This window comes from Bradyrhizobium mercantei (assembly GCF_001982635.1).
Classification (GTDB): Bacteria; Pseudomonadota; Alphaproteobacteria; order Rhizobiales; family Xanthobacteraceae; genus Bradyrhizobium; species Bradyrhizobium mercantei.
Map to the genome: position 1 here is coordinate 68,713 of NZ_MKFI01000013.1, position 19,316 is coordinate 88,028.

16 protein-coding genes and 1 tRNA gene are annotated in these 19,316 nt (G+C 59.9%); 8 read left to right on the top strand and 9 right to left on the bottom strand.

The features are described 5' to 3' along the window. Positions 1 to 44: 44 nt before the first annotated feature. The 4 genes from BI327_RS39260 to BI327_RS39275 form a co-directional block, all read right to left on the bottom strand. Positions 45 to 758 (bottom strand): TIGR02594 family protein, encoded by a 714-nt coding sequence (locus tag BI327_RS39260; protein WP_076866998.1) that lies wholly within the window; start codon positions 756 to 758, stop codon positions 45 to 47. Next, positions 758 to 1,369: a hypothetical protein gene (locus BI327_RS39265; RefSeq protein WP_076866999.1), complete on the bottom strand. Its 612-nt coding sequence runs from the start codon at positions 1,367 to 1,369 to the stop codon at positions 758 to 760. The genes BI327_RS39260 and BI327_RS39265 overlap by 1 nt, the downstream gene beginning before the upstream one ends. Then, positions 1,362 to 3,185, bottom strand: a complete 1,824-nt coding sequence (locus tag BI327_RS39270; RefSeq protein ID WP_083742405.1) for a CHAT domain-containing protein — start codon at positions 3,183 to 3,185, stop codon at positions 1,362 to 1,364. The genes BI327_RS39265 and BI327_RS39270 overlap by 8 nt, the downstream gene beginning before the upstream one ends. Before the next feature lie 112 nt (positions 3,186 to 3,297). After that, on the bottom strand, positions 3,298 to 4,458 hold the full coding sequence (locus BI327_RS39275; RefSeq protein ID WP_076867001.1) for a CVNH domain-containing protein: 1,161 nt from the start codon (positions 4,456 to 4,458) through the stop codon (positions 3,298 to 3,300). Positions 4,459 to 5,506: 1,048 nt separating this feature from the next. Here BI327_RS39275 and BI327_RS39280 point away from each other — a divergent pair. The 5 genes from BI327_RS39280 to BI327_RS39300 all read left to right on the top strand — a co-directional run bounded on the left by BI327_RS39280 (position 5,507) and on the right by BI327_RS39300 (position 9,516). Next, positions 5,507 to 6,511 (top strand): TRAP transporter substrate-binding protein, encoded by a 1,005-nt coding sequence (locus BI327_RS39280; RefSeq protein WP_076867024.1) that lies wholly within the window; start codon positions 5,507 to 5,509, stop codon positions 6,509 to 6,511. Between the two features lie 156 nt (positions 6,512 to 6,667). Continuing rightward, a complete protein-coding gene (locus BI327_RS39285) occupies positions 6,668 to 7,240 on the top strand; it encodes a TRAP transporter small permease (protein ID WP_076867002.1) in 573 nt (190 codons plus the stop codon). After that, entirely contained in the window at positions 7,240 to 8,523 is a 1,284-nt protein-coding gene (locus tag BI327_RS39290) for a TRAP transporter large permease (RefSeq protein WP_076867003.1), read from the top strand. The genes BI327_RS39285 and BI327_RS39290 overlap by 1 nt, the downstream gene beginning before the upstream one ends. 159 nt (positions 8,524 to 8,682) lie before the next feature. Beyond that, on the top strand, positions 8,683 to 9,264 hold the full coding sequence (locus tag BI327_RS39295; RefSeq protein WP_076867025.1) for a Spy/CpxP family protein refolding chaperone: 582 nt from the start codon (positions 8,683 to 8,685) through the stop codon (positions 9,262 to 9,264). Between the two features lie 176 nt (positions 9,265 to 9,440). Continuing rightward, positions 9,441 to 9,516 (top strand) — tRNA-Lys (locus BI327_RS39300). A gap of 58 nt (positions 9,517 to 9,574) precedes the next feature. Here the strand turns inward: BI327_RS39300 and BI327_RS39305 are convergent. Both BI327_RS39305 and BI327_RS42120 read right to left on the bottom strand, forming a co-directional pair. Further along, positions 9,575 to 10,792 carry a hypothetical protein gene (locus BI327_RS39305; RefSeq protein ID WP_076867004.1) on the bottom strand — a complete coding sequence of 406 codons (1,218 nt, stop codon included), beginning with the start codon at positions 10,790 to 10,792 and terminating at the stop codon, positions 9,575 to 9,577. Between the two features lie 50 nt (positions 10,793 to 10,842). Beyond that, on the bottom strand, positions 10,843 to 11,178 hold the full coding sequence (locus BI327_RS42120; RefSeq protein ID WP_143271784.1) for a hypothetical protein: 336 nt from the start codon (positions 11,176 to 11,178) through the stop codon (positions 10,843 to 10,845). A 582-nt stretch (positions 11,179 to 11,760) separates the two neighbouring features. Here BI327_RS42120 and BI327_RS39310 point away from each other — a divergent pair. Continuing rightward, complete coding sequence (locus BI327_RS39310; protein ID WP_076867005.1) at positions 11,761 to 12,225, top strand: DUF2059 domain-containing protein; 465 nt, start codon at positions 11,761 to 11,763, stop codon at positions 12,223 to 12,225. A 200-nt stretch (positions 12,226 to 12,425) separates the two neighbouring features. Here BI327_RS39310 and BI327_RS39315 read toward each other — a convergent pair whose 3' ends face one another. After that, on the bottom strand, positions 12,426 to 12,812 hold the full coding sequence (locus tag BI327_RS39315; protein ID WP_076867006.1) for a hypothetical protein: 387 nt from the start codon (positions 12,810 to 12,812) through the stop codon (positions 12,426 to 12,428). 37 nt (positions 12,813 to 12,849) lie between these two features. Between BI327_RS39315 and BI327_RS39320 the strand changes: the two genes are divergently transcribed. Both BI327_RS39320 and BI327_RS39325 read left to right on the top strand, forming a co-directional pair. Beyond that, positions 12,850 to 13,107 (top strand): hypothetical protein, encoded by a 258-nt coding sequence (locus BI327_RS39320; RefSeq protein WP_076867007.1) that lies wholly within the window; start codon positions 12,850 to 12,852, stop codon positions 13,105 to 13,107. Between the two features lie 999 nt (positions 13,108 to 14,106). After that, positions 14,107 to 14,571 carry a nuclear transport factor 2 family protein gene (locus BI327_RS39325; RefSeq protein WP_076867008.1) on the top strand — a complete coding sequence of 155 codons (465 nt, stop codon included), beginning with the start codon at positions 14,107 to 14,109 and terminating at the stop codon, positions 14,569 to 14,571. Positions 14,572 to 17,135: 2,564 nt separating this feature from the next. On the opposite strand, the gene BI327_RS43420 is transcribed toward BI327_RS39325, so the two are convergent. Continuing rightward, positions 17,136 to 17,297 (bottom strand): hypothetical protein, encoded by a 162-nt coding sequence (locus BI327_RS43420; RefSeq protein ID WP_244485111.1) that lies wholly within the window; start codon positions 17,295 to 17,297, stop codon positions 17,136 to 17,138. A gap of 758 nt (positions 17,298 to 18,055) precedes the next feature. Next, the gene (locus tag BI327_RS39340) at positions 18,056 to 18,313 is read right to left on the bottom strand and encodes a hypothetical protein (RefSeq protein ID WP_076867026.1); all 258 of its coding nucleotides are present in this window, start codon (positions 18,311 to 18,313) and stop codon (positions 18,056 to 18,058) included. Positions 18,314 to 19,316: the final 1,003 nt, after the last annotated feature.

The window sequence follows — 19,316 nt, forward strand, 5'->3', positions numbered from 1 at the left end:
CTCGGCGATCGACATCCCGACCGCAGCTGAATGGCGGTCCCAGGTCAGGCCAGGCTGGGCCAGCCGGGATCCCGGTGGAAGGAGTGTAGCGTAAGCGACTTGCCGGCCGTGACGAAATCGCGTTCGCAGACCGTCGGAAGCCCGCCATCATGCTGATTGCCGCCGAGGATCCGGATGCGACCTCCTGATGCCGGGCCAGCATAGAAACCGACATGGCCGAGAGTCGGCGTAGAGTTGTTCTGGAAAACAGCGATGTCGCCGACTTGAGGCGCGGCCGTGGTCGTCATCCAGTTCCGAAAGCTGCTTGAACGAGCGTCGTCGGTTCGGGCCTGCTGTGCGCGCAGCAGGCACCAATTGGCGAACGCCGCGCACCACCAGGTCTCGTCGCCATTGGTTTGCTGCAGCCGCGTCGCCTGCGTAAAGAATTTGATGATGACCGGGTTGGCCCGGCTCCGTCGACCGGGCGGAGTCTGGGTTGTCCAGTGTGATGGCTGGTTGAGGAACCACTGCGCGACGACGAACGGGTGAAGCCGCCCGGCCGGGGCGGTTGCCAGGAATGCATCCGCTTGCGAATCTTCTTCCGGCGTCGGCTCACCGGTGCCGCGTGACGACGAGCCGTCGACGCGGTGCAGAATATTCTCAATGATCTCGAAATAGAGCTCGCTCTGCGTCCAGCCCGGACGTGACTTGATCATGAGCATTGCGCCGGCGATCGTCGCCAGAACAGTGCGGCGGCTCGGCTTCCCGATGTCCAGCATTAGCGCTCCTCATTGAAGTTGATGGTCTTGACCATGGTCCAAAGGGCCGGGCGGGAAGGTTCGAAATCCTTCTCCACTGCCCGCAAGCTGATTTGCGTGAAACGATCGGACCGCGAGATGAACACCATCTCCTCGAAAAACGTGAAGCCGTCCTCAACAAAGGTCCAGACCGCGCTCGCCACACGGTGTCCAGGACGCGGGGTGCCGCCCCACGTCGATCTGAGTTCATATTGTCTGATGTTTTGCGCAAGCGCGTGCTGTCGAAAATACGCCTGCCAGAACTCCCGCGCCTCCCCAGGAGGGATCGTCATCGTTGAACCATGCGGCGCGCTCTCGACGATGATGACCGTCAGCGCGTTGACTTCATTGGTAACGATTGCATCGGCGGTGTCGGCCCTGGCTTTGACGAGCCAGTATTTGCCCATGAGCTTTTGCGTTTCGTCCGTCGTGTTGCGCATGTGGTTGACAATTCCGTCGTAGCGGAGACCGTGCCAGCCCGCCACGACCGTAAGACTCCAGTCACCGCGCATCCCGCGCAGCGTTTCAGCCGTCGCCGGTGACGCGGCAAATAACAAAGCTGCAAATAATATCCGGCGAAAGATCCTAGCCATCGTAACCTCGCGCGGCGAGGAAGAACGGCGCCCATTGCCGCGCCGGCTTCCCCTGTCGTCGATACAGATCCTGTGTCAATCGCAGCGCTTCGACGGGGCCGCCGATGCTGCTGAGCTTGGTCACATGCTGATAGAACGTGCGCATGAAGGCAGCAGTCGTCTCGTCGTCCACGCGCCAGTGGGTGGCAATGACCGAGGACGCGCCAGCGACAAGAAAAGCTCGGATGATCCCGAGCCCGTCAGTCGTGTCATAGTCCTGGTTTGATTCTGCGAGCACGCCGTCCGATCCGTCGCGGATGAAGCCGGTCTGGCAATCGCTGAGGACGACGAGCGATGCGTTCAGGTCCATGCCCAGGATATCAAAGGCGCGCAGAAACGCGTCGTTGCCCTGACCGTCCCGCAGCACCAGCGCCGACAGCATGGGAGCTTTCCATTCGATCGTCGCGTGCGAAGCGACGTGGATCATCCCTGCGGTCGCCATGGCCTTGCTCAATGCAGCCGGCGTTGCCCGCTCGGCAAGCAGCGGCTTTGCGTGAACCAGGCCCGCAACTTCCCTGGCTTCAAGCTCGGCGAACCGCAGGGGTGGTTGAGATTTGAACTGGCCGATTCCAACCACGAGCGGAGGCCCGGATTGCCGCGCTGGCTCTGGTGTTGGGATCCGGGCCGAAAACGCCGCCAGCGATGCCGGCAAGATAGTCACGGACATCCGGGAAATAACTGGCTCGTCGGTGCCCGGCAGCAGCAGCGCTGAAACGGGGAAATAAGTCAGCGGCCCATCGGGGATGAACCATAGCGCGGACGCCTTCGCCAGCCAATCGGCGACCGGCGACAGCAGCCTGCCGGATAGGGACCTGAGCGCTGCGCCCGGCGGCAGGTCGGTGGACGACAGCCGCTCCTGTGCCGTCTCGGCTTCAGCCTTCAGATCCCATTTATCGCCGATCAGGACGAAACGCACGGCGCCGGATGGGTGCAGGGCGAAGAGGTAGCAGGTTTGGCGTCCACAATGAACGGCGAGCACAAGGCAGTCGTACGGCATGTGGGCGGCGACGGAAGAAGCGGATCGAGTGACGCGGTCGGGCTCCAGGTGCCGGTACACATCCCGATTCCGCACCTCCCCAACCTGCAACTCGGCGGCGCGTATCTGTTGGCTAAGGTTCTCGAACGGCATGTCGCGGCCTGCGCTTGGAATGCCGAGCCGCGCGAACAAATCCCGCAGTGCTCCGGCGAGTTGTTGCTTCAGCGTCGCCGGCTGAGCGCTGGCCTGGATCGCTGCATCGATTTCCGCGATGGCCTGCAACGCAAGGAGCTTGCGAAGCACCTCGGGACGGGTGCGAAGGGAGCGCCTGAGATCCATGCTGTACACGAACTCCAGACCCCAAACGTCCGCCGCCGCGGAAAAGGCGAGGTCGGTTCCAAGGCGTGCCAGCGAAGGTTCGAGGGCGTTCAGCATGTACTGGGTTTCGATGATCCGGGAGTGCAGCCAATGGAGGATCGGTTCGGCAACACGGCGCAAGAACACGTCGCTTATCGAGAGTTGCGCCAGGAACATCTTGCCTGAAATGATGCCATCGACCGCCGTGAGCTGTGCCGCGGTGATCTTTTCCTGCCCTGTCTTGAACTGCCTGGCCTTGATGGCAGCGAAGCCGTCTGCCAATTGCTCATCAGACCGGGAAAGCGCGAGGCCTGCAGATATGAGATAATCATCATCGGCATTCGCAGCCGCTCCGGCTGCAAGCGCAGCCCGCAGCGGCTGCCTCGCGCAGGCTGCCGACAGGGCCGCACCCAAGACATGCCGACGGCTAAGTCGTTTGCCCATGGCGATCTCAACACTTTTCGTGCATAGCGGCAGCGAACGACCTAGTCGGTACGCACGCCACCGACCAGACCAGGAAACCACATCGTCAAAACAACTGCGAAGGCGCGAACCACTAGAAATTGCCGACCGGATAAGGTGCCACGGGTCCACCGGAAAGCCCGGTAACGGTCAACTCATCAACCCTGCAATTGAAGTTCTGCGGATCGTCCGCGCCGTTGCATTGGGTCGGGTCGAGGGCACGGATGACGTTCGGCCCAGGCGTGAGCTGTACGACCAGGCCGGGCGGTCCGCCCGGGCAGAGATTATCCACATAACTGGAGTCGACTTGCCCCTTCTTGTCCCATCGCTGATCCGAGCCGATCGCCCACACGGTTATGAGACGTCGACTGGTCTGGCAGTTGAAAACCTCGACGGCTGAAAACCCCTGCGCGGGCGCCGGTACCGGCTTCTGAGCGACATGACCACAGCTGAGGTGACCGTCGTGGTTCTCGATCGGCTGTCGACACTGCGATACGTTGAGTGATGCCGGCTTGAAGTCTCGGTGATAATTCAGGCATTGCGCCGACAGCACGCCTGCGGTCATCACCGGGTCACGACAGGTCGCCTTGTAACTTCCGACGGGCGAAGGTTGATCGCCTTTCTCACACGACAAGTAGCCGTCGACATTCAGGATGTCGGTTCCGCTCCAGCATTTTTTATATTCTTGCAAGGATGCGGCTCGGTCGCCGCCGCCGATCTTCCGACACTCTCCAAGAAGCGTGCCGTTGTCGGTGCGAACTCGTCCGCATGACTTCGAGTAGCTTCCTGCTGGAGCTGCGCCGTCGGTCGAGCAACGAAGTGTGCCATTGTCGTTGAGAATTGACGATCCATTGCAATGACTGACTTGAGCTAGAGACGTGTCGTGATAGCCGCCATGCGAATCCATGCATGAACCGTAGAGGGTGTCATTGTCCACGCGACTGTTCCGGCATGTCTGCTGATACGTGCCGGCCGGCAGCGCGCCGTAGGAAGAGCAGCGCAAACTCCCGTTGTCGTTCGATACTTCGCCGGAGCAACGGCTGATTTCCGCAAGAGACGTGTCGTGATAGTGACCGTTCTTGTCACGGCATGAACTGAGAAGAGCATTGTTTTCGATGCGACTGTTCCTGCAGGTCTTCTGATAACTTCCTGCCGGTTGTGCTTCTGCATAACCCGACAATTGGAAGGTCAGGTATCCGGCAACGCAGACAGCAGCTTTCAGTAGTCCAATGCCCTTTGCGCCGGTCCAATACATTGTTCCCCCAAGAATGCATGATTCAAGCGAGGTAAGTGTTGCGCTCTAGCTTCTGCTCACACTTCGCCGACGGAGCGGTGTCAAATTTGTCGTTGTGTTGCTTTTTGGATTGCAGCCAGACGGCCTTTCGAGGCGTACCGGTATTCGAGATTTGCAACACGTTTAATCAATTCGCGCGGATGGTGGCGCTCTAAGATTTAGAGTCCACCTTTCGTCACAACTATAAGATACAACGTTCGTAAAGTACAGGCTGTAATCGAATTCACATTCGCGGCGCGGCTGATATCGTAAGGCTTCACAGGTCGCCGTTCCGCACGTGGTCCTATTTCTCGCGTTTTTTATTGCGTGGGACCCATGCGTGCGATCGGCACCCGGCTTTCCCTTTGCCCTCTGGTCGCGGAGGACGGAATGAAGAGCAAGACTCGAGCAAATCATGTCGCCAGGATGTGGAGGCGTGACTCACAGATCGCGCAACACATTCCGTGTCGGCCCGGCGCAGGCCGTGACCCATGACCACGAATGGTCATTGTTACGATGTCGGAACGACGAGTCCCTTCAACAACGTCTGCTGCGGAGTATGGGTCCCGGCCTTCGCCGGGACGACGTGGGGAGAGAGTCTTGTCCCACACACCTGTCATCGCCGGGCTTGACCGGGCGATCCAGTACGCCGCGGCCTCTCGGCTCAAGCACACGCGCCTCTGGAATACTGGATCACCGCGTGCGCGGGTGATGACACCGAATGCTTGGTGCTTATCGTTGCCGCTCCTCGCAACGCTGCTGGCACGCTCCAGCATTCGCGACCGGCGAACCCGCCATTGCCAAACCCCGCATTGACCGCACGCCGCCGGCCGGGCACAGCGTGGGGCGAAGTCAATCGAGCGGTCGCAAGAGCCGCAGGGAATACCGTCGCAGTCTGATTTTGCAGTGCAGCAACGGCCCAATTAGCCCCTGCTAAAGGGGCAATGGCAATCGTCGTTGCTTCTCTGTAATGGTGCGACCGGATGTCTCGGGGCCGGTATTCGCGCTCCGCAATTACGCGGGAGGAAACATGCGTAAGTTCATTTTGGCTGCGGCGTCGATCGCGGCTTTGACCTTTGTCGGGCAGGCGTCGGCGCAGTCGCCGATCGTCCTCAAGTTCAGCCACGTGGTGGCCTCGGATACGCCGAAGGGCAAGGCGGCCGACAAGTTCAAGGAACTCGCCGAGAAGTACACCGGCGGCAAAGTGAAGGTCGAGGTCTATCCAAACTCGACGCTCTACAAGGACAAGGAAGAGCTCGAGGCGCTGCAGCTCGGTGCCGTGCAGATGCTGGCACCGTCGAACTCGAAGTTCGGCCCGATCGGCATCAAGGAATTCGAAGTCTTCGATCTGCCCTACATCCTTCCCGACCTGAAATCGCTGCGCAAGGTGACTGACGGTCCGCTCGGCGCCCAGCTGCTCAAGAAGCTGGATTCCAAGGGCATGACCGGTCTCGCCTATTGGGACAACGGCTTCAAGCAGATGAGCGCGAACAAGAAGCTGGTCGCGCCGGCCGACTACAAGGGGCTCAAGTTCCGCATCCAGTCGTCGAAGGTGCTGGAGGCCCAGTTCCGCGCGCTCGGCGCGATCCCGCAGGTGATGGCGTTCTCGGACGTCTATCAGGCGCTGCAGACCGGCGTGGTCGACGGCCAGGAGAACACCTGGTCGAACATCTACACCCAGAAAATGCATGAGGTGCAGAAGTACGCTACCGTCACCAATCACGGCTACATCGGCTACGTCGTGGTCGTGAACAAGAAGTTCTGGGACGGCCTGCCGGGCGATATCCGCGACCAGCTCTCCAAGGCGATGAAGGAAGCCACCGAGTTCGGCAACAGCCAGTCGGCCAAGGAGAACGACGACGCGCTCGAGGCGATCAAGAAGGCCGGCAAGACCGAGATCGTCGCCCTGACGCCGGAGCAGGACGAGGCGATGCGCAAGGCGATGATGCCGGTCTACAAGGACGTCGCCTCGCGCGTCGGCCAGCCGCTGATCGACGAATTCCTCAAGGAAACGGGCCGCAGCCCGATGAACTGAGGCGTGATCCGGAAAAGCGGGTACCGGTTTTCCGGAAGGATCATGCTCAATCAATCGCGGATCTGAACCGCAAAACATAACGATGCCGCGGCCGCGCGAGGCCGCGGCCTGGGTGCCGTGGCCGGTTGCCGCATCAGGCCATGACAGGGGAGATCTATGCTGCTGAAGATTCTGGACCGGCTCGAGGAAATCATCATCGCGAGCCTGATGGGCGCCGCGACGCTCTTGACCTTCGTCACGGTCGTGCACCGCTTCCTGGTCGACGTGCCCGTCCTCTATCCGTATTTGTTCGGCATCAACCTCGCATGGTCGCAGGAACTCTGCATCTACATGTTCATCTGGATGGCGAAGTTCGGCGCCGCCTATGGCGTGCGCGCCGGTGTCCATGTCGGCGTCGACGTCCTGATCAACCGCCTCAACGACTACTGGCGCAAGCGCACCATCATCTTCGGCCTGCTCGGCGGCGCACTCTTCACAGGCATCGTCGGCACCATGGGCGCCAAGTTCGTGTTCGAACTGATGCACACCGACCAGGTCTCACCCGACATGGAGATCCCGAGCTGGATCGTCTACGCCTGCATCCCGCTCGGCTCCTATCTGATGTGCTTCCGCTTCCTGCAGGTATGCTGGAATTACTGGTGGACCGACGAGCTGCCGCACCATGACGCCTCCCATGTCGATGGCGTCGAGACCAGCAAGACCGCGCCCGTCGCGCTTGGAGAAGCGTGATGAGCGCCGCACTTATTTTCGGACTGCTGTTTGCCCTGATGCTGACGGGCATGCCGATCTCGATTTCGCTCGGCCTGACCGTGCTCACCTTCCTGTTCACCATGACCGAGGTGCCGATCGAGAGCGTCGGATTGAAGCTGTTTTCGGGCCTCGACAATTTCGGCATCATGGCGATTCCGTTCTTCATCCTGGCCGGCACGTTCCTGACCCGCGGCGGCGTCGCGCGGCGCATGATCGCGTTCACGACCTCATTAGTCGGGCATCTGCCCGGCGGCCTTGGGCTCGCCGGCGTCGCGGCTTGCGCGATGTTCGCCGCGATCTCGGGCTCGAGCGTCGCCACCGTGGTCGCGATCGGCTCGATCATGATGCCGGCGATGGTCGATCACGGCTATCCGAAGCGGTTCGGCGTCGGCGTGATCTCGACCTCGGGCGCGCTCGGCATCCTCGTGCCGCCCTCCATCATCCTGGTGCTGTACGGCGTCTCCACCAACACCTCGATCGGCGCGCTGTTCATGGCCGGCATCGTGCCGGGCGTGCTGCTCGCGCTGATGCTCGCCGCGGTGACCTTCTTCGTCGCGCAGCGCAACGGCTATCCGAAGATGCCGCGCGCGACCATCGCCCAGCAGTTCACGGCGTTCCGCGAAAGCATCTGGGGCCTCTCGCTGATCGCGATCGTGCTCGGCGGCATCTATGGCGGCATCTTCACGCCGACCGAAGCCGCCGCGGTCGCCGCGACCTACGCCTTCTTCATCACCGTGTTCGTCTACAAGGAGCTGAAGCTCTCCGAGGTGCCGAAGGTGCTGTTGCAGGCGGCGAGCATGAGCTCGATGCTGCTCTACATCATCACCAACGCGGTGCTGTTCTCGTTCCTGATGACGCATGAGCAGATCCCGCAGGAGATGGCGGCCTGGATCATCGACAAGAACTTCTCGGTGTGGATGTTCCTGCTCGTCGTCAACGTCATCCTGCTGCTCGCCGGCAACGTGATGGATCCGTCGTCGATCCTTTTGATCATGGCGCCGATCCTGTTTCCGCTGGCGACCAAGCTCGGCGTGCACCCGGTGCATCTCGGCATCCTGATGATCGTCAACACCGAGGTCGGGCTGTGCCATCCGCCTGTCGGCCTCAACCTCTACATTGCGAGCAGCATCGCCAAGATGGGCATCTCCGAGATCACGATCTCGGTCTTGCCGTGGCTGTGCGCGATGCTGGTGTTCCTCGGCCTGATCACCTACGTGCCGGAGATCTCGCTGTGGCTGCCGCGACTGCTGGGAATGATTTAGCGCCAATCAGAAAACCAAAGCGCGATCTCGCGCTTTGGTTGTTTCTGAAGGGAAATGAAGCGGATTACATCTTGGCAAGAAAGCTCTCTCTGTCCAATCCGTAAGTTGAAGGCGGCAGCCGGCGGCATCATCTTCGAGCAACCTTCAAAGGAGGTCTGGATGAAGAAAGTTCTGCTCGCCGGCATCGCGGCGCTCACGATAGCCGGTTCGACCGCGGTCTATGCCCAGCATCGCCCCTGGTTCCATGGCCATATGCGGATGAGCCCCGAGGATCGGGCCGCGTTCCTTGATGCGCGGATCGCAGCTGTCCATGCCGGGCTGAAGCTGACCGCCGATCAGGAGAAGCTGTGGCCGCCGGTCGAAGCCGCGGTGCGCGACTTCGCCAAGATGCGGCTCGATCGCGCCAATGCGCGGATGGCGGCGGAGAAGACCGATGCGAACAAGGCCGAGAAGCCGGATGATCCGGTCGTGCGCCTGCGCGAGCGCGCCGACAACATGGCCGCGACTGCGACGTCGCTGAAGAAGATCGCGGATGCCGCCGACCCGCTCTACAAGACGCTCGACGACAACCAGAAGCGGCGGCTGACCATGCTCACCCACATGGAGGGCCGCGGCTTCGGCGCCGAGGGCTGGCGTCGCCACCGCCTCGAGCGCGGCATGGACCGCTGGGAGCGCGGCGGCCGCGACCATCACTTCGACCGCGATGACGGTCCGGATCAGGAGCGCTCGGGCAGGCTTTGACAGCCTGCCGCCGGCGCCCTCGCCAAGCCCATGAAAGGCCGCCGGAATCCGGCGGCCTTTCGGCTGTCGGGAGGGCGCGTAAAAGTCGGGAAAACTTGCTCTAGCTTGCTGGACATCGCGGAATCGCTTTGCTAAACGACGGCCTCTCTTGCGAGGGTCATTTCCGGACAAGTTCCGGGCGCATAGCTCAGTTGGTAGAGCAGCTGACTCTTAATCAGCGGGTCCCAGGTTCGAGCCCTGGTGCGCCCACCAAGCTTTTCAATAGCTTAGGTAAGCCCTCGTAGCGGTCATTCCGACAAAGCAGCCATGTCTATTCCGACAAACCGGCTGCTTTTGTTCGCTCCTCACGCCGTTTCCTGGTCCCCGATATCAGCTGTTTGCGCGTCCGTTTCGCATAGGTCGGCAATTGCCGCGCCGACCGGTGGCGGCCGGCGGCACGCAGTTCCGCGTCTGTCAGGTCGCTGTCGGCCCCTTCCGTGAAACCGCCATGGCGGAACGAGGTAAACGAAAGCTCAGACCGAATGCCGGCTGCCGCCACGATGTCCTTCACGACGCTGCGCAGGTACCGCAGATCCTTCCGTTCGGTGATCCATGGTAATGGGGTAGTCGATTTGCGGTGCGCGTGGTCGCGCCGGAAAACCAGCCCCGAAACCATGTCTTGCTTGATGACGTCGAGCTCGGCCATCAGCTCCGGGAAGAGGGCTTCTCCCCGGTCATCGAAAAGCGGCCACCAGGCTTCTTCCCCGTTCTTGGGATGGACGATCTTGACGCTGTTGGGCCGCTCCTTTGGACGATAGTGCGTAATCTCGAAGGCGCCGAACACATGCTCCTCGCGCTGCAGCCATTCCCAGGTCACCAACGCTGCCGTTGCAACCGAGAAGTATCCGAGCTTCCTCGCAGCCTGCCTGAACGCCACGAGGTCGTCCCAGGTCGCGGTCGGGGTCTCTCGGACCGGCTTGCCCGGTGAGCGCGCCTTCAGGCCCATTCGAGAGAACGGATTGACCGCCGGTACGAGCTTTTCCTGAGCACGCTGGCCGATGAACCAGGCACGTCTGCAAGCGGCCATCGCGGCATTTGCGAAGCGGCGGCGTTCGCGTTCGACAACATTGCCGTCCGCGTCTTTCTCTTCAACCACGAGCAGCTTCGCATAGACCGTATCGGCGAAACTCTTCGTGTATTGCGAAATCTGCTTCGACCCGGCGCGGGTGCCATCCTTCAGTCTGTAGTTGGCGAAGAGGGACAGGCCCTGCTCGTAAAGCCGCTGGGTCTTGTGATCGATTTCTTTCCACTTCTGATGGGACTTGAAGATGCCGACAAGCCAGTCAAAGGACCCCGGGGCGACCCCAATCGGAACGAGATCGGTCATTCCGCGCGAGCGCCAACTGTCGAAGGCCGGCAGAAGAACGTACTCGGCACGCTCGACCGCCGTGCCGTAATCCTCGCCAAGTGCTTTCGCCTTGACGTGACACCCTTGCGCGCGTGCCCAGGTCGGCGGCTCGAAGAAGTAGGCCCATCGGCCACTCTTCAACGGCTTTCTTCTGCAATACCTCGGCAATCTCAGAACGGTCTTGGGAGGCTTCATACCAACGCTGCCAGATCGTGTGCCGGCAGATTCTGCCTGAGGGCACGGCTGCCTGCAACATGCTCATCAACGATCACCTTTGCCCAAATTGCTTCTCGCGACCGGCCAGTCCCGCGACTGCTCGTCGGTGACGGCGCATCGCCCCGGGAAACGGCAAGCGCCAATTCGCGCACGCTTCTGAAATCGAGATATGCCGCGAGCATGTCGACGCGCATCTCGGCTGGCCATGCGCCGTTTTCCGGATGGCGAGGTGACAACACATTATATCGCGCGTTGACAGCGCGCTTGCTGTCGACACTGGCTGGCTTGTCTGCAGATGTGTCGATTGCCATGAAGCGCAGCTGACATCATTGAGCCCGATCGCTCAATGTCAAGCTGGGCAAAGTTGCTGCATCTCGCGCTCAGATCGGCGGGCTTGCGTCATCTCGGTATGACCGTTGACCATTTGGTCAAGTCGATCATCTTCGCGTTATCGCGTTGCTTCATCTAACGCAGGCGCGTGCGGCTATCGCCGCAATGGGCTCTCGTCGACCGAGCCGTGCGGCGTCTCGGCCGTTCGGCTTCGATCCCGCGCGCAAGTAGTAGAAGATATATAATGTGTCGCTCGCCGGAGGCACTCGTCCGCGGGCCCCGCCGGCATTGCATGCCGGCGTCGTTATCACTGTCCCGCGCTCGGGTGCCTTGTTGCCAAGTTCACGAGATGCCGCACGGACGCCGCCCTCTGGGCGACCCATCTTCGGTTGTTTCGTATCGGATTGAGACGAAACTCGCTCAGTGATCTTGATCCACTCTGCGAAGCATCAGGCTCCTCGACACGGTGACGGCGGGGACTCGCCGGCCAAAAACTCCAACCTCGCACCCCCGCAAAATGCTACTTGGGGTCGATCCAGGGCAGGATCAAAGGAACAACGTGGATGGCCAAAGCAGCTAACAGGATGGTCGTAATTGCGAACAGCATCCGTGTGGTGACAGCAATAGTGCTCGCGGTGGGGGTGGTCGCTTCCGGTCCTGCGTTTGCACAAACAGCGGAAACATTGGCCGCAGCGGATCGTCTGATCGCGGCTCAAAGGCCGGCAGAATTGATGAAGGACATGGCCCCAAATCTCGCGGCAAAGCTTGCCGGCGCCAGTGACGAGCAAAAGCGGGCGTTCATCGCGGAAATGACCAATCAGGCATTTTTGACCCGTTATATCGAACAGATGCGTCTGGCCATGGCGAAACACCTGACGGTCGAAGAAATGGATGCGTTAGCACAGTTCTATTCGAAGCCGGTTGCTCAGACGGCGATGAAGAAGATGGGCGCGGTAACCGGAGAAGCGATGACCTTCATCCAAAGCGAGGTCCCGCCCATGGTCGCCCGAATAATGAAAAAGCCGTAATACCGACTTCTCGTTGGTCTGGATGGCGATCGTGATCGCGGCGCTGGTCTACGTGCTGGCTGAGCCCGCGGGTGGTTGAAACAGGTGCCACCGCGCGCATCCTTCCCTGACAGTCTTAGCGCGCGTCCCATTTGTCCCGGCGATGTCCCAGCTGTATGTTCCTGATGCCTCAGAGGAGCGGACCATCGGCGCGCCGCCTCTTACTCTTCCAGATACGGCTTTGCGAGCTTGCGAAACTCATCCTCGGTTGAGCATCGGGTGTCACCCACGCCGCAATCTACGGAATTCAACGATCCGAAGGAATGCCAATAGTGCCCATACTCCTTGTTCTCATTGAGGTCGTACAGACGCATTGAGGTCGACCTTTCGTTCTTCTCGAAGAACGTAGCAACTTCGAGGTAGAAACATTTGTTGAGCTTCTGGCTGTAGTGGTTCTCGTAATTGAACATCTCACTGCCACCAGTCGCGGTCTTTTGTGACGGCGAGTAGTCCTTCGCATAGACAGCGGCGGCCAGCTTCCCACAGCGCTCCCGCAGATTGTATACCTCGGTAGCGGTGGGCTGCTGTCCGTGTGATGGTGACAGCATCGTCCAGCAGAACAATCCGGCCAGTATGGCTCCGGTTATGGACAAAGACCCAGCACTGTCGGCCGCATTCGACGTTTCAAAGACGACCTATCGTATCGAGGACGTCCGACAGCAAAGCGGCAGCGAGCACCAGCTCGCTTGTGCAGCTAACCTGTATACGCAGCCTGTGCCATGCCGCGGGGCTGACGTCGACAAGGCGGGCCTGGAGGCATTCTCCAAGATGGGACTGGACATCACGTATACGGTCGAGAAGCTCGACAAGGGCGGCATCTACGTCACGGTTCGAGGATTGTAGGGACTAGGTGCACTGTAACCGGTGGCGTGCAGAGCACGAGCCGTTCGCGTGGAGCCGTGTTCAAGGGCACTACTGACACAGCGCCATGAAAGACTTGGCCCTCAATCAGTGGAGGGTGCACACGCCGCCTCTACCGTAAGCGTTCCGAAAATCGAGGCATGCATAGTGATTCCAATAATTCCGCTCAAAACTGCTGGTTGAAAAGGTCGCCCAACCTTGATGGACGCTGGCCTTCCGGAATCCGGTCAAGCATTCCATGAACGCAGTTTGTGAGAGCCTCGTATGACGGGCGGTCTCGTTGCGAAACGCCATCCGCGCACCTCTCAAAGATTGGCGCCGCAGCTGCCGCACACTGGAATGTCAGAGGTCGAAGTCGCATATTGAGCGACATGACGAACAAGACGCCTCAGTTTCAGCCCGAGAAGACAAGGAATGGTCGCTGGTTTGTGGCGGTCCAGACGGGCAACGGGCCAGATTCTCATATCGGAGACTTCGATACTGAAGCTGATGCCGTGCGTTGGATCGCCACCAGAGCGAAATATTGGCCTGGTGGAGAGAAATAGCCCGGCCGGGACCGTCGCTCCGTGGGGGCGGAGCGGCGATCCCTTATCGCGATAAGCATGGTCCGGGTGTGGGCACACCGGCCAATCCGCACCTCATTGTAAGTCGACAGGTGCGCTGAGCAAACTCCGATTCCGAGCTAACCCACGTGGATGCGCCTCAGCTGCGCGCGGCGGAGCCTTTGTTTTGGTCTGCCGCCGATCAATCCGCTTGAAAGGGGAGGCGTGCTGACATTGTACGACGCGCAAATACAATCCTCTCGCCTTGCTTGCGGTCTCGTGCAAAACTGTTTCTCGTACGAGGCCCGATTACCCAACAAATTTTCAATGACGCCTTAAAGCTGGCTCTTCTCCTATCTCGAAGGATTGTTCCAACGGTGCGCCGGTTTTCCCGGCGTACACTGGAGCAATTCCGCTCCGACCAACGAGGGGAGATTTCATGTTGAAAGCATTGTTTATCACTACTTCGCTGGCAGCCATCACATTGGTCGCGCCCGTCCGCGCGCAGGACCTCCAGTCCGAGGTGGAGAAAATAGGCGCGGCCTATACCGACTGTATCGCCAAGCATGATGCCGCGTGCGTTGCGTCGCTCTATTCAAAGGACGGCGTCCAGGTCAACGTGGTTGGACAAGTGCAAACCGATCTCAAGGCGACCTATGAAGCTTACTTCAAGGACGGTGAGGACGGGATCGCCGTCAAAGTCAACTATGCCCAGCCGCTCGGCAACGATATGGCAATGGCGGCGGGCGACGTCGATGTCACCTTCAACGTCGAACCGAAACTGCGCGCGCTGTTCTGGTCCGCCGTCTACGTCAAGGAAGGCGGCCAGTGGAAAATCCGCATGCTGACGGCGGGCATCAAGCCGCCGCCGCCGCCCAAGGAAGCGATGGCCGACAAGAAGTAAAAGCGATGCCAGCCCAGTGCGGGAGCAAGAAACGAAGAGGCCGCCAACTGAGGCGGCCTCCAATCGGAAATCTCATTGCATAAACAGCCAAGTCATACTGGCGACGAGGGCTGCAAACGACACCGCCGCAGCGCAGATAAAGGCGGCTTCAACGCCGTCGAAATGATGGTGGTGATCGGTCTGCATGACGGCCTCCTAGATCGGAGCGCGCGGACCGGGAGACATCAGCCACTCCGTCAAATGAGCGGCTGTTTCGTCGTGTCGCGCCCGTCTTAGCAACGACTCGCGTTCTCGACCTGGGGGGAGTGCCTGAGCCCGTCTGCGTAGCCGTTCGGCTTCATCGGTAAGCCGTTCTTCAAGGGGGAATATCTGCTGTACTCGTCGCCGCCGCTTCATGGCTCCTCTCTCCAAAGCTGACGTTGCTGCCCTGACATCAAAAAGATGGAACGGCGAAAAGGTTCCCAGGCGAGGAACGGAAGATGGGGAGCACCGCGGAACCGGGACACTGTTGTACGCCGGCCATAGCGAGGGATTTGAACCCGGTGCAGGATTGACGCAACCGATCGGCGGATCGGGTATCGGCTCCAGCACCGGCCCTTGGCCCCCAGAGGTGCTGGGGCCGCTTCTTTGGGCACCTCACAGCACAACGCCGTCCGCTCAGTATGCAGCGGACGGCGTTGGCCCTAGCCCCAGGAAGGTGTGCAAAATCCTGATAGGTAAGATTTGGCACAAAATGCATAGACGGGGCATATCCCAAACCGGGTATCACATACCCGTAAGAATACGCCAGCCACTAGGAGCGTGGCGCCGGACATCCCATGTACTTCGAAGCGGCGCGGTAAGGCGGCCTCAGCATTCGTTCCAACATGCTGGGGCCGTTTCCTTTTGGAACGAGCGCGGCGCGGGGCGGGTTGTCGCATGTTCGAGCGTTGTCCTCTGCCGGACAGCGCCTTGGACGATCAAAGTGAAAACTTGCGGCCCCAGCAAGTGTGCCCCTCTCTCTGGGGCCGTCTCTTTTTGGGGAGGCGATCAGCCGCAGCTCGCGCCCATCGGCATGTGCTGGAGCAGGATGTCCGGGTGTCAGTCGCGATCCCGTCTCGCTTGAGAGGATCGTACTCGGCATGGAACAGCCGCATGTTGGCCGCGAATTCCTTGGCAACCTCAGTCGGGATTTCTAGCCGATTTCGGATAATCGGCATGCATGGAAGAAAGGTATTCCGGACCGCGTTTGCGAGTTCCGTATAGACCAATGGCGCATTGTCCTGCGCAGGCCAATTTGCGGAAGCACGCAGCGGTGCACGCTACACGCTTGCGCAGCTACAGCACCAGCGCCAGATAGGGGCACTGGTGCTTTTACGCGAACAGGTGTTCCCCTGCCTGATTCATCCGGCAAGCCGGAAGCTCGGGTTCGATATCAGTGGCCGAGTAATTCTGCCGCCGGGTCAGTGCAGGAAAGCCAGGATCAGTGCAATCGTGACCAAGGTGTATGTGCTGGTAACGGTGATGCCCAGGTATAGACGTTCCATGGCGAGCCCCTGCTCAGGGTGAGGTACCGTCGCTCACTCCCAACCCTAGCGCTTGCTGCATTCAAGAAAGTTGGAATTTCGACTTACGGTGGACCCTACGGCGAGGACATTGGGCTTAATCCATGTGAGCGAGCCCTCAGTTTTGCGTCGTTTCGGTTGATTCCGGATAGGCTGATAAAGCATTCTTTAAAGCAACCCTGCAATTCTCCTCAGATGGATCGAGACCCGCCACGGGAATGGCTCGTGCCAGCGCTAAGGCGTGGCTACGCTCGACTAGCTTCCTGGATGGTACGCGACAACAGAACGCTGGAGGCGAGCCGGTCGCCAGAGCCGACGCGCACCGAGGTCCCGACTAGAATGCCGGAATCCTCAAGACGTTCGGAGCCGCCCAGATTTCAAGGAGCGTCATTTCGTGAAAGGCTTATTGCTAGGTGTAGGCATCATTTTAGTTTTTTACGTCGCCGATCAGCACTTCAACCACGGTCAATACACGGACGCCGTCCAGCGCATCGCGAGTCAGATGAGACATTCCTTCGGAGTGTAAGGCCGTTTTTACGGAAACGCAGGCAGCAGCTCCCGGTGCTGGCCAGCTTCTGTTCGATCGCTTTCCCGATTTCAATTTAGTCGGTCCAAGTGCGGTCTCCGCACCGCTCGCATTCAAACGTATGAATGACAACTCCGCTTTCAGATTCCATGATCGTTCTGACGAGGGTAAGCTTCACTCCGCAAAAGCGGCAGTCATGATGTGATCGGTCCGGGACAGTTGCGATCTTCTCAGCTCGAAATAGATCCACGGGTGCCGCGCAATCGGTTTTGGAAATGGTAGCTGCTCTTGCATTCGCGATTACCGGAATGCGTTGTATTTCCAATTGTCAGGCGGGAGCTCGATTAACGCCGCGAGGCCCATGAGGCCGCCAAACCATAGCCTGCCATTCGCGACGGGTCCGAGGCCCATGGAGTCATACTCCTGAAGCCTACGGTACGGCGATTCACGCCCGCGCGGTGTGGCGTAATCCACACTGTGGACAACAATGCAATTTACTCGGAACGCGCGGCGCGACGCTTGCCCGCCGGCGGCGGTGGCAGGGAATCCGTCAGCATCTGCCTTAGATTTTCAGCCTGTTCCTTCGTCAGCTTCTCCGCGAACCGGCCACCCTTTTCCAATTGCGCTGGCCCCTTGAGTTCTCGATCGTAGACCATCCAGCCGGTGCCTCCCGTCCGAACGAGGAACCTAGCCTTCTGAGGTGCTGCACTATTCAACGATACCTCCCCATTGATCCGGGGCGCCGTCTCAAAAATACACCGCGTAACGGCGTCTATTCCTGGGACACTGAATCCCCAGCAGGAAATCTAATGCAGGGGTCATGCCATCGAATCGCGGGGGCGGTGTCGCGGACGGGGCCTTGACCGATTGATGGTGGGTGGAACCTAGCTGCTCGCTAGGCTTCGTGGATTGCCGCCGGGACGCGAAACAGCTGTAGTTGCATCATGAGCGACTACCCGACCGAAGATCACGTTCGGCGATCGGATTGCGCGGCACATAGATTGGCCGCTGCAGCGTCGACCTGCTGTAGGTCGCTGGGACATACCTGGGACGAACGTATTGATACCGGGGCGCGTACACTCGTGCAGCCGGCGCTACTCGGTAAACGGGCGCAGAGCGCATGACCGGGGCCGCTCGGAACGACCCTCCGGATCTTGCTCCGCCTCCGTAAGAGTGGCCGCCTCCGCCGGCTCTCGCAAAACATGGTGATGAGATTATCGTCGCAGCGGCCAATGCCACCGTGACCAACGAAAGTCGTTTCATAATAGCCGCCCTAAAATATCTATTCTGAAAGGGCGACAGTCTCCCGCAACCTGCGGGCGAGGGCAAGGGGGCTACCTACTTTTCGTCTTCAGTCTCAGTAACCGGCGGATGGCCTCGGAGCGTCCGGGCAGGCCGCCATTGTCGGCGCCGATCATCCCTCGATGATGAGGCGACCCAGGAACGCATTGCAGGCCCGTTCGGCTTCAGCGAACGTGCTGAAGGGCGATCCGGACACTTGAAGCGCGGGCATATTCAGAAAGTCTGGACGGTATGACGCAACGAAACCAGGCTCTCCATGCAAGCCCGGTCCACTTCGGCTCTCGTTGCTGATAACGAATGAATAGTCGTCACTGCTTGCGATCCACATCTCCAGATCGCCAGCTTCGACGCGGCTGAAGTGCAGGGCCATTTCGCCCTCCACATTTACCAGGACGCAATTTGTTTCGCTTTCGGCCCGATCCCCGATGAACGTTCAAATGGCGATTGCCGCCGGCTCGCAGCTAATAGCAAGCATACGGTTGCTGGCTTGCCGTTGCGACGCAGTAGCCATGGCTGGCTCGGTACGGATATGGTATTCATTGGGAGGCGAGTACCGTTGCTTTCGTATTCGATCTGTGAATGGAGATGCCGGCACTGCAGACTTTAGGCGTACCCACGCAGGAAAGCAGAAGCGACTTGGCCGCCATACCGGACGTGTCTGTTTGGATTCGAAGTTTCCATCACACGTTCTCTATGCAACGCCGGTTGGCGGAGATGTTATTGTAACACGCGAGGAGAAAGGGGAGGGAGAAGATTGGCGGCCTGGCGATCCAAATTCGCCGTTCGATACGAGATGACTCAAGGTATGAGAAGATGACGAACGACGAAGCTCGCCATTTGAGCGCTTGTCAATACCGTCTCACTCGGAGCTGCGAGAGTGAGCCGTACGGAACTCCCGATGCCGAGCGACGTAGGTCAATCACCGCGCTTCGTCGACGTGTTTGGCTCGCGAGGTCGATGGTTCGCTCGCAGCGACCTAGTTGTGTCTGAAGCGGAGCTGAAAGGCACTCTTCAGCGCGAAACGGACCTTGCTTCTTTCCCCGATCCCGGCAAGCGATTGAAATCGCGGCAAATGCGAACGCCCTCCGAGCGCACCATAAGCCTACACTTGGTCGCCAGTTCCGGAGCGCATTTTGTTGCGGGCTGGTCGCAACGAAATGCCGCTCACGAACTTCGCACTCCGACCATCTACACTCATGTCGACAGAGAACCTTAACAGACCGCAATACTCGCCGGTCCGCCGCCTTCCTCTCGGGACGAGCGGAGAGCTCTTGTGCTTGTTGGGAATCATTTGGGCAGACGAGGACGCACGCGACAACATCGAATTGCAGACGCGCCGCGTGTTCGAGCGCATTTCACGCGTGCTTGCCAAG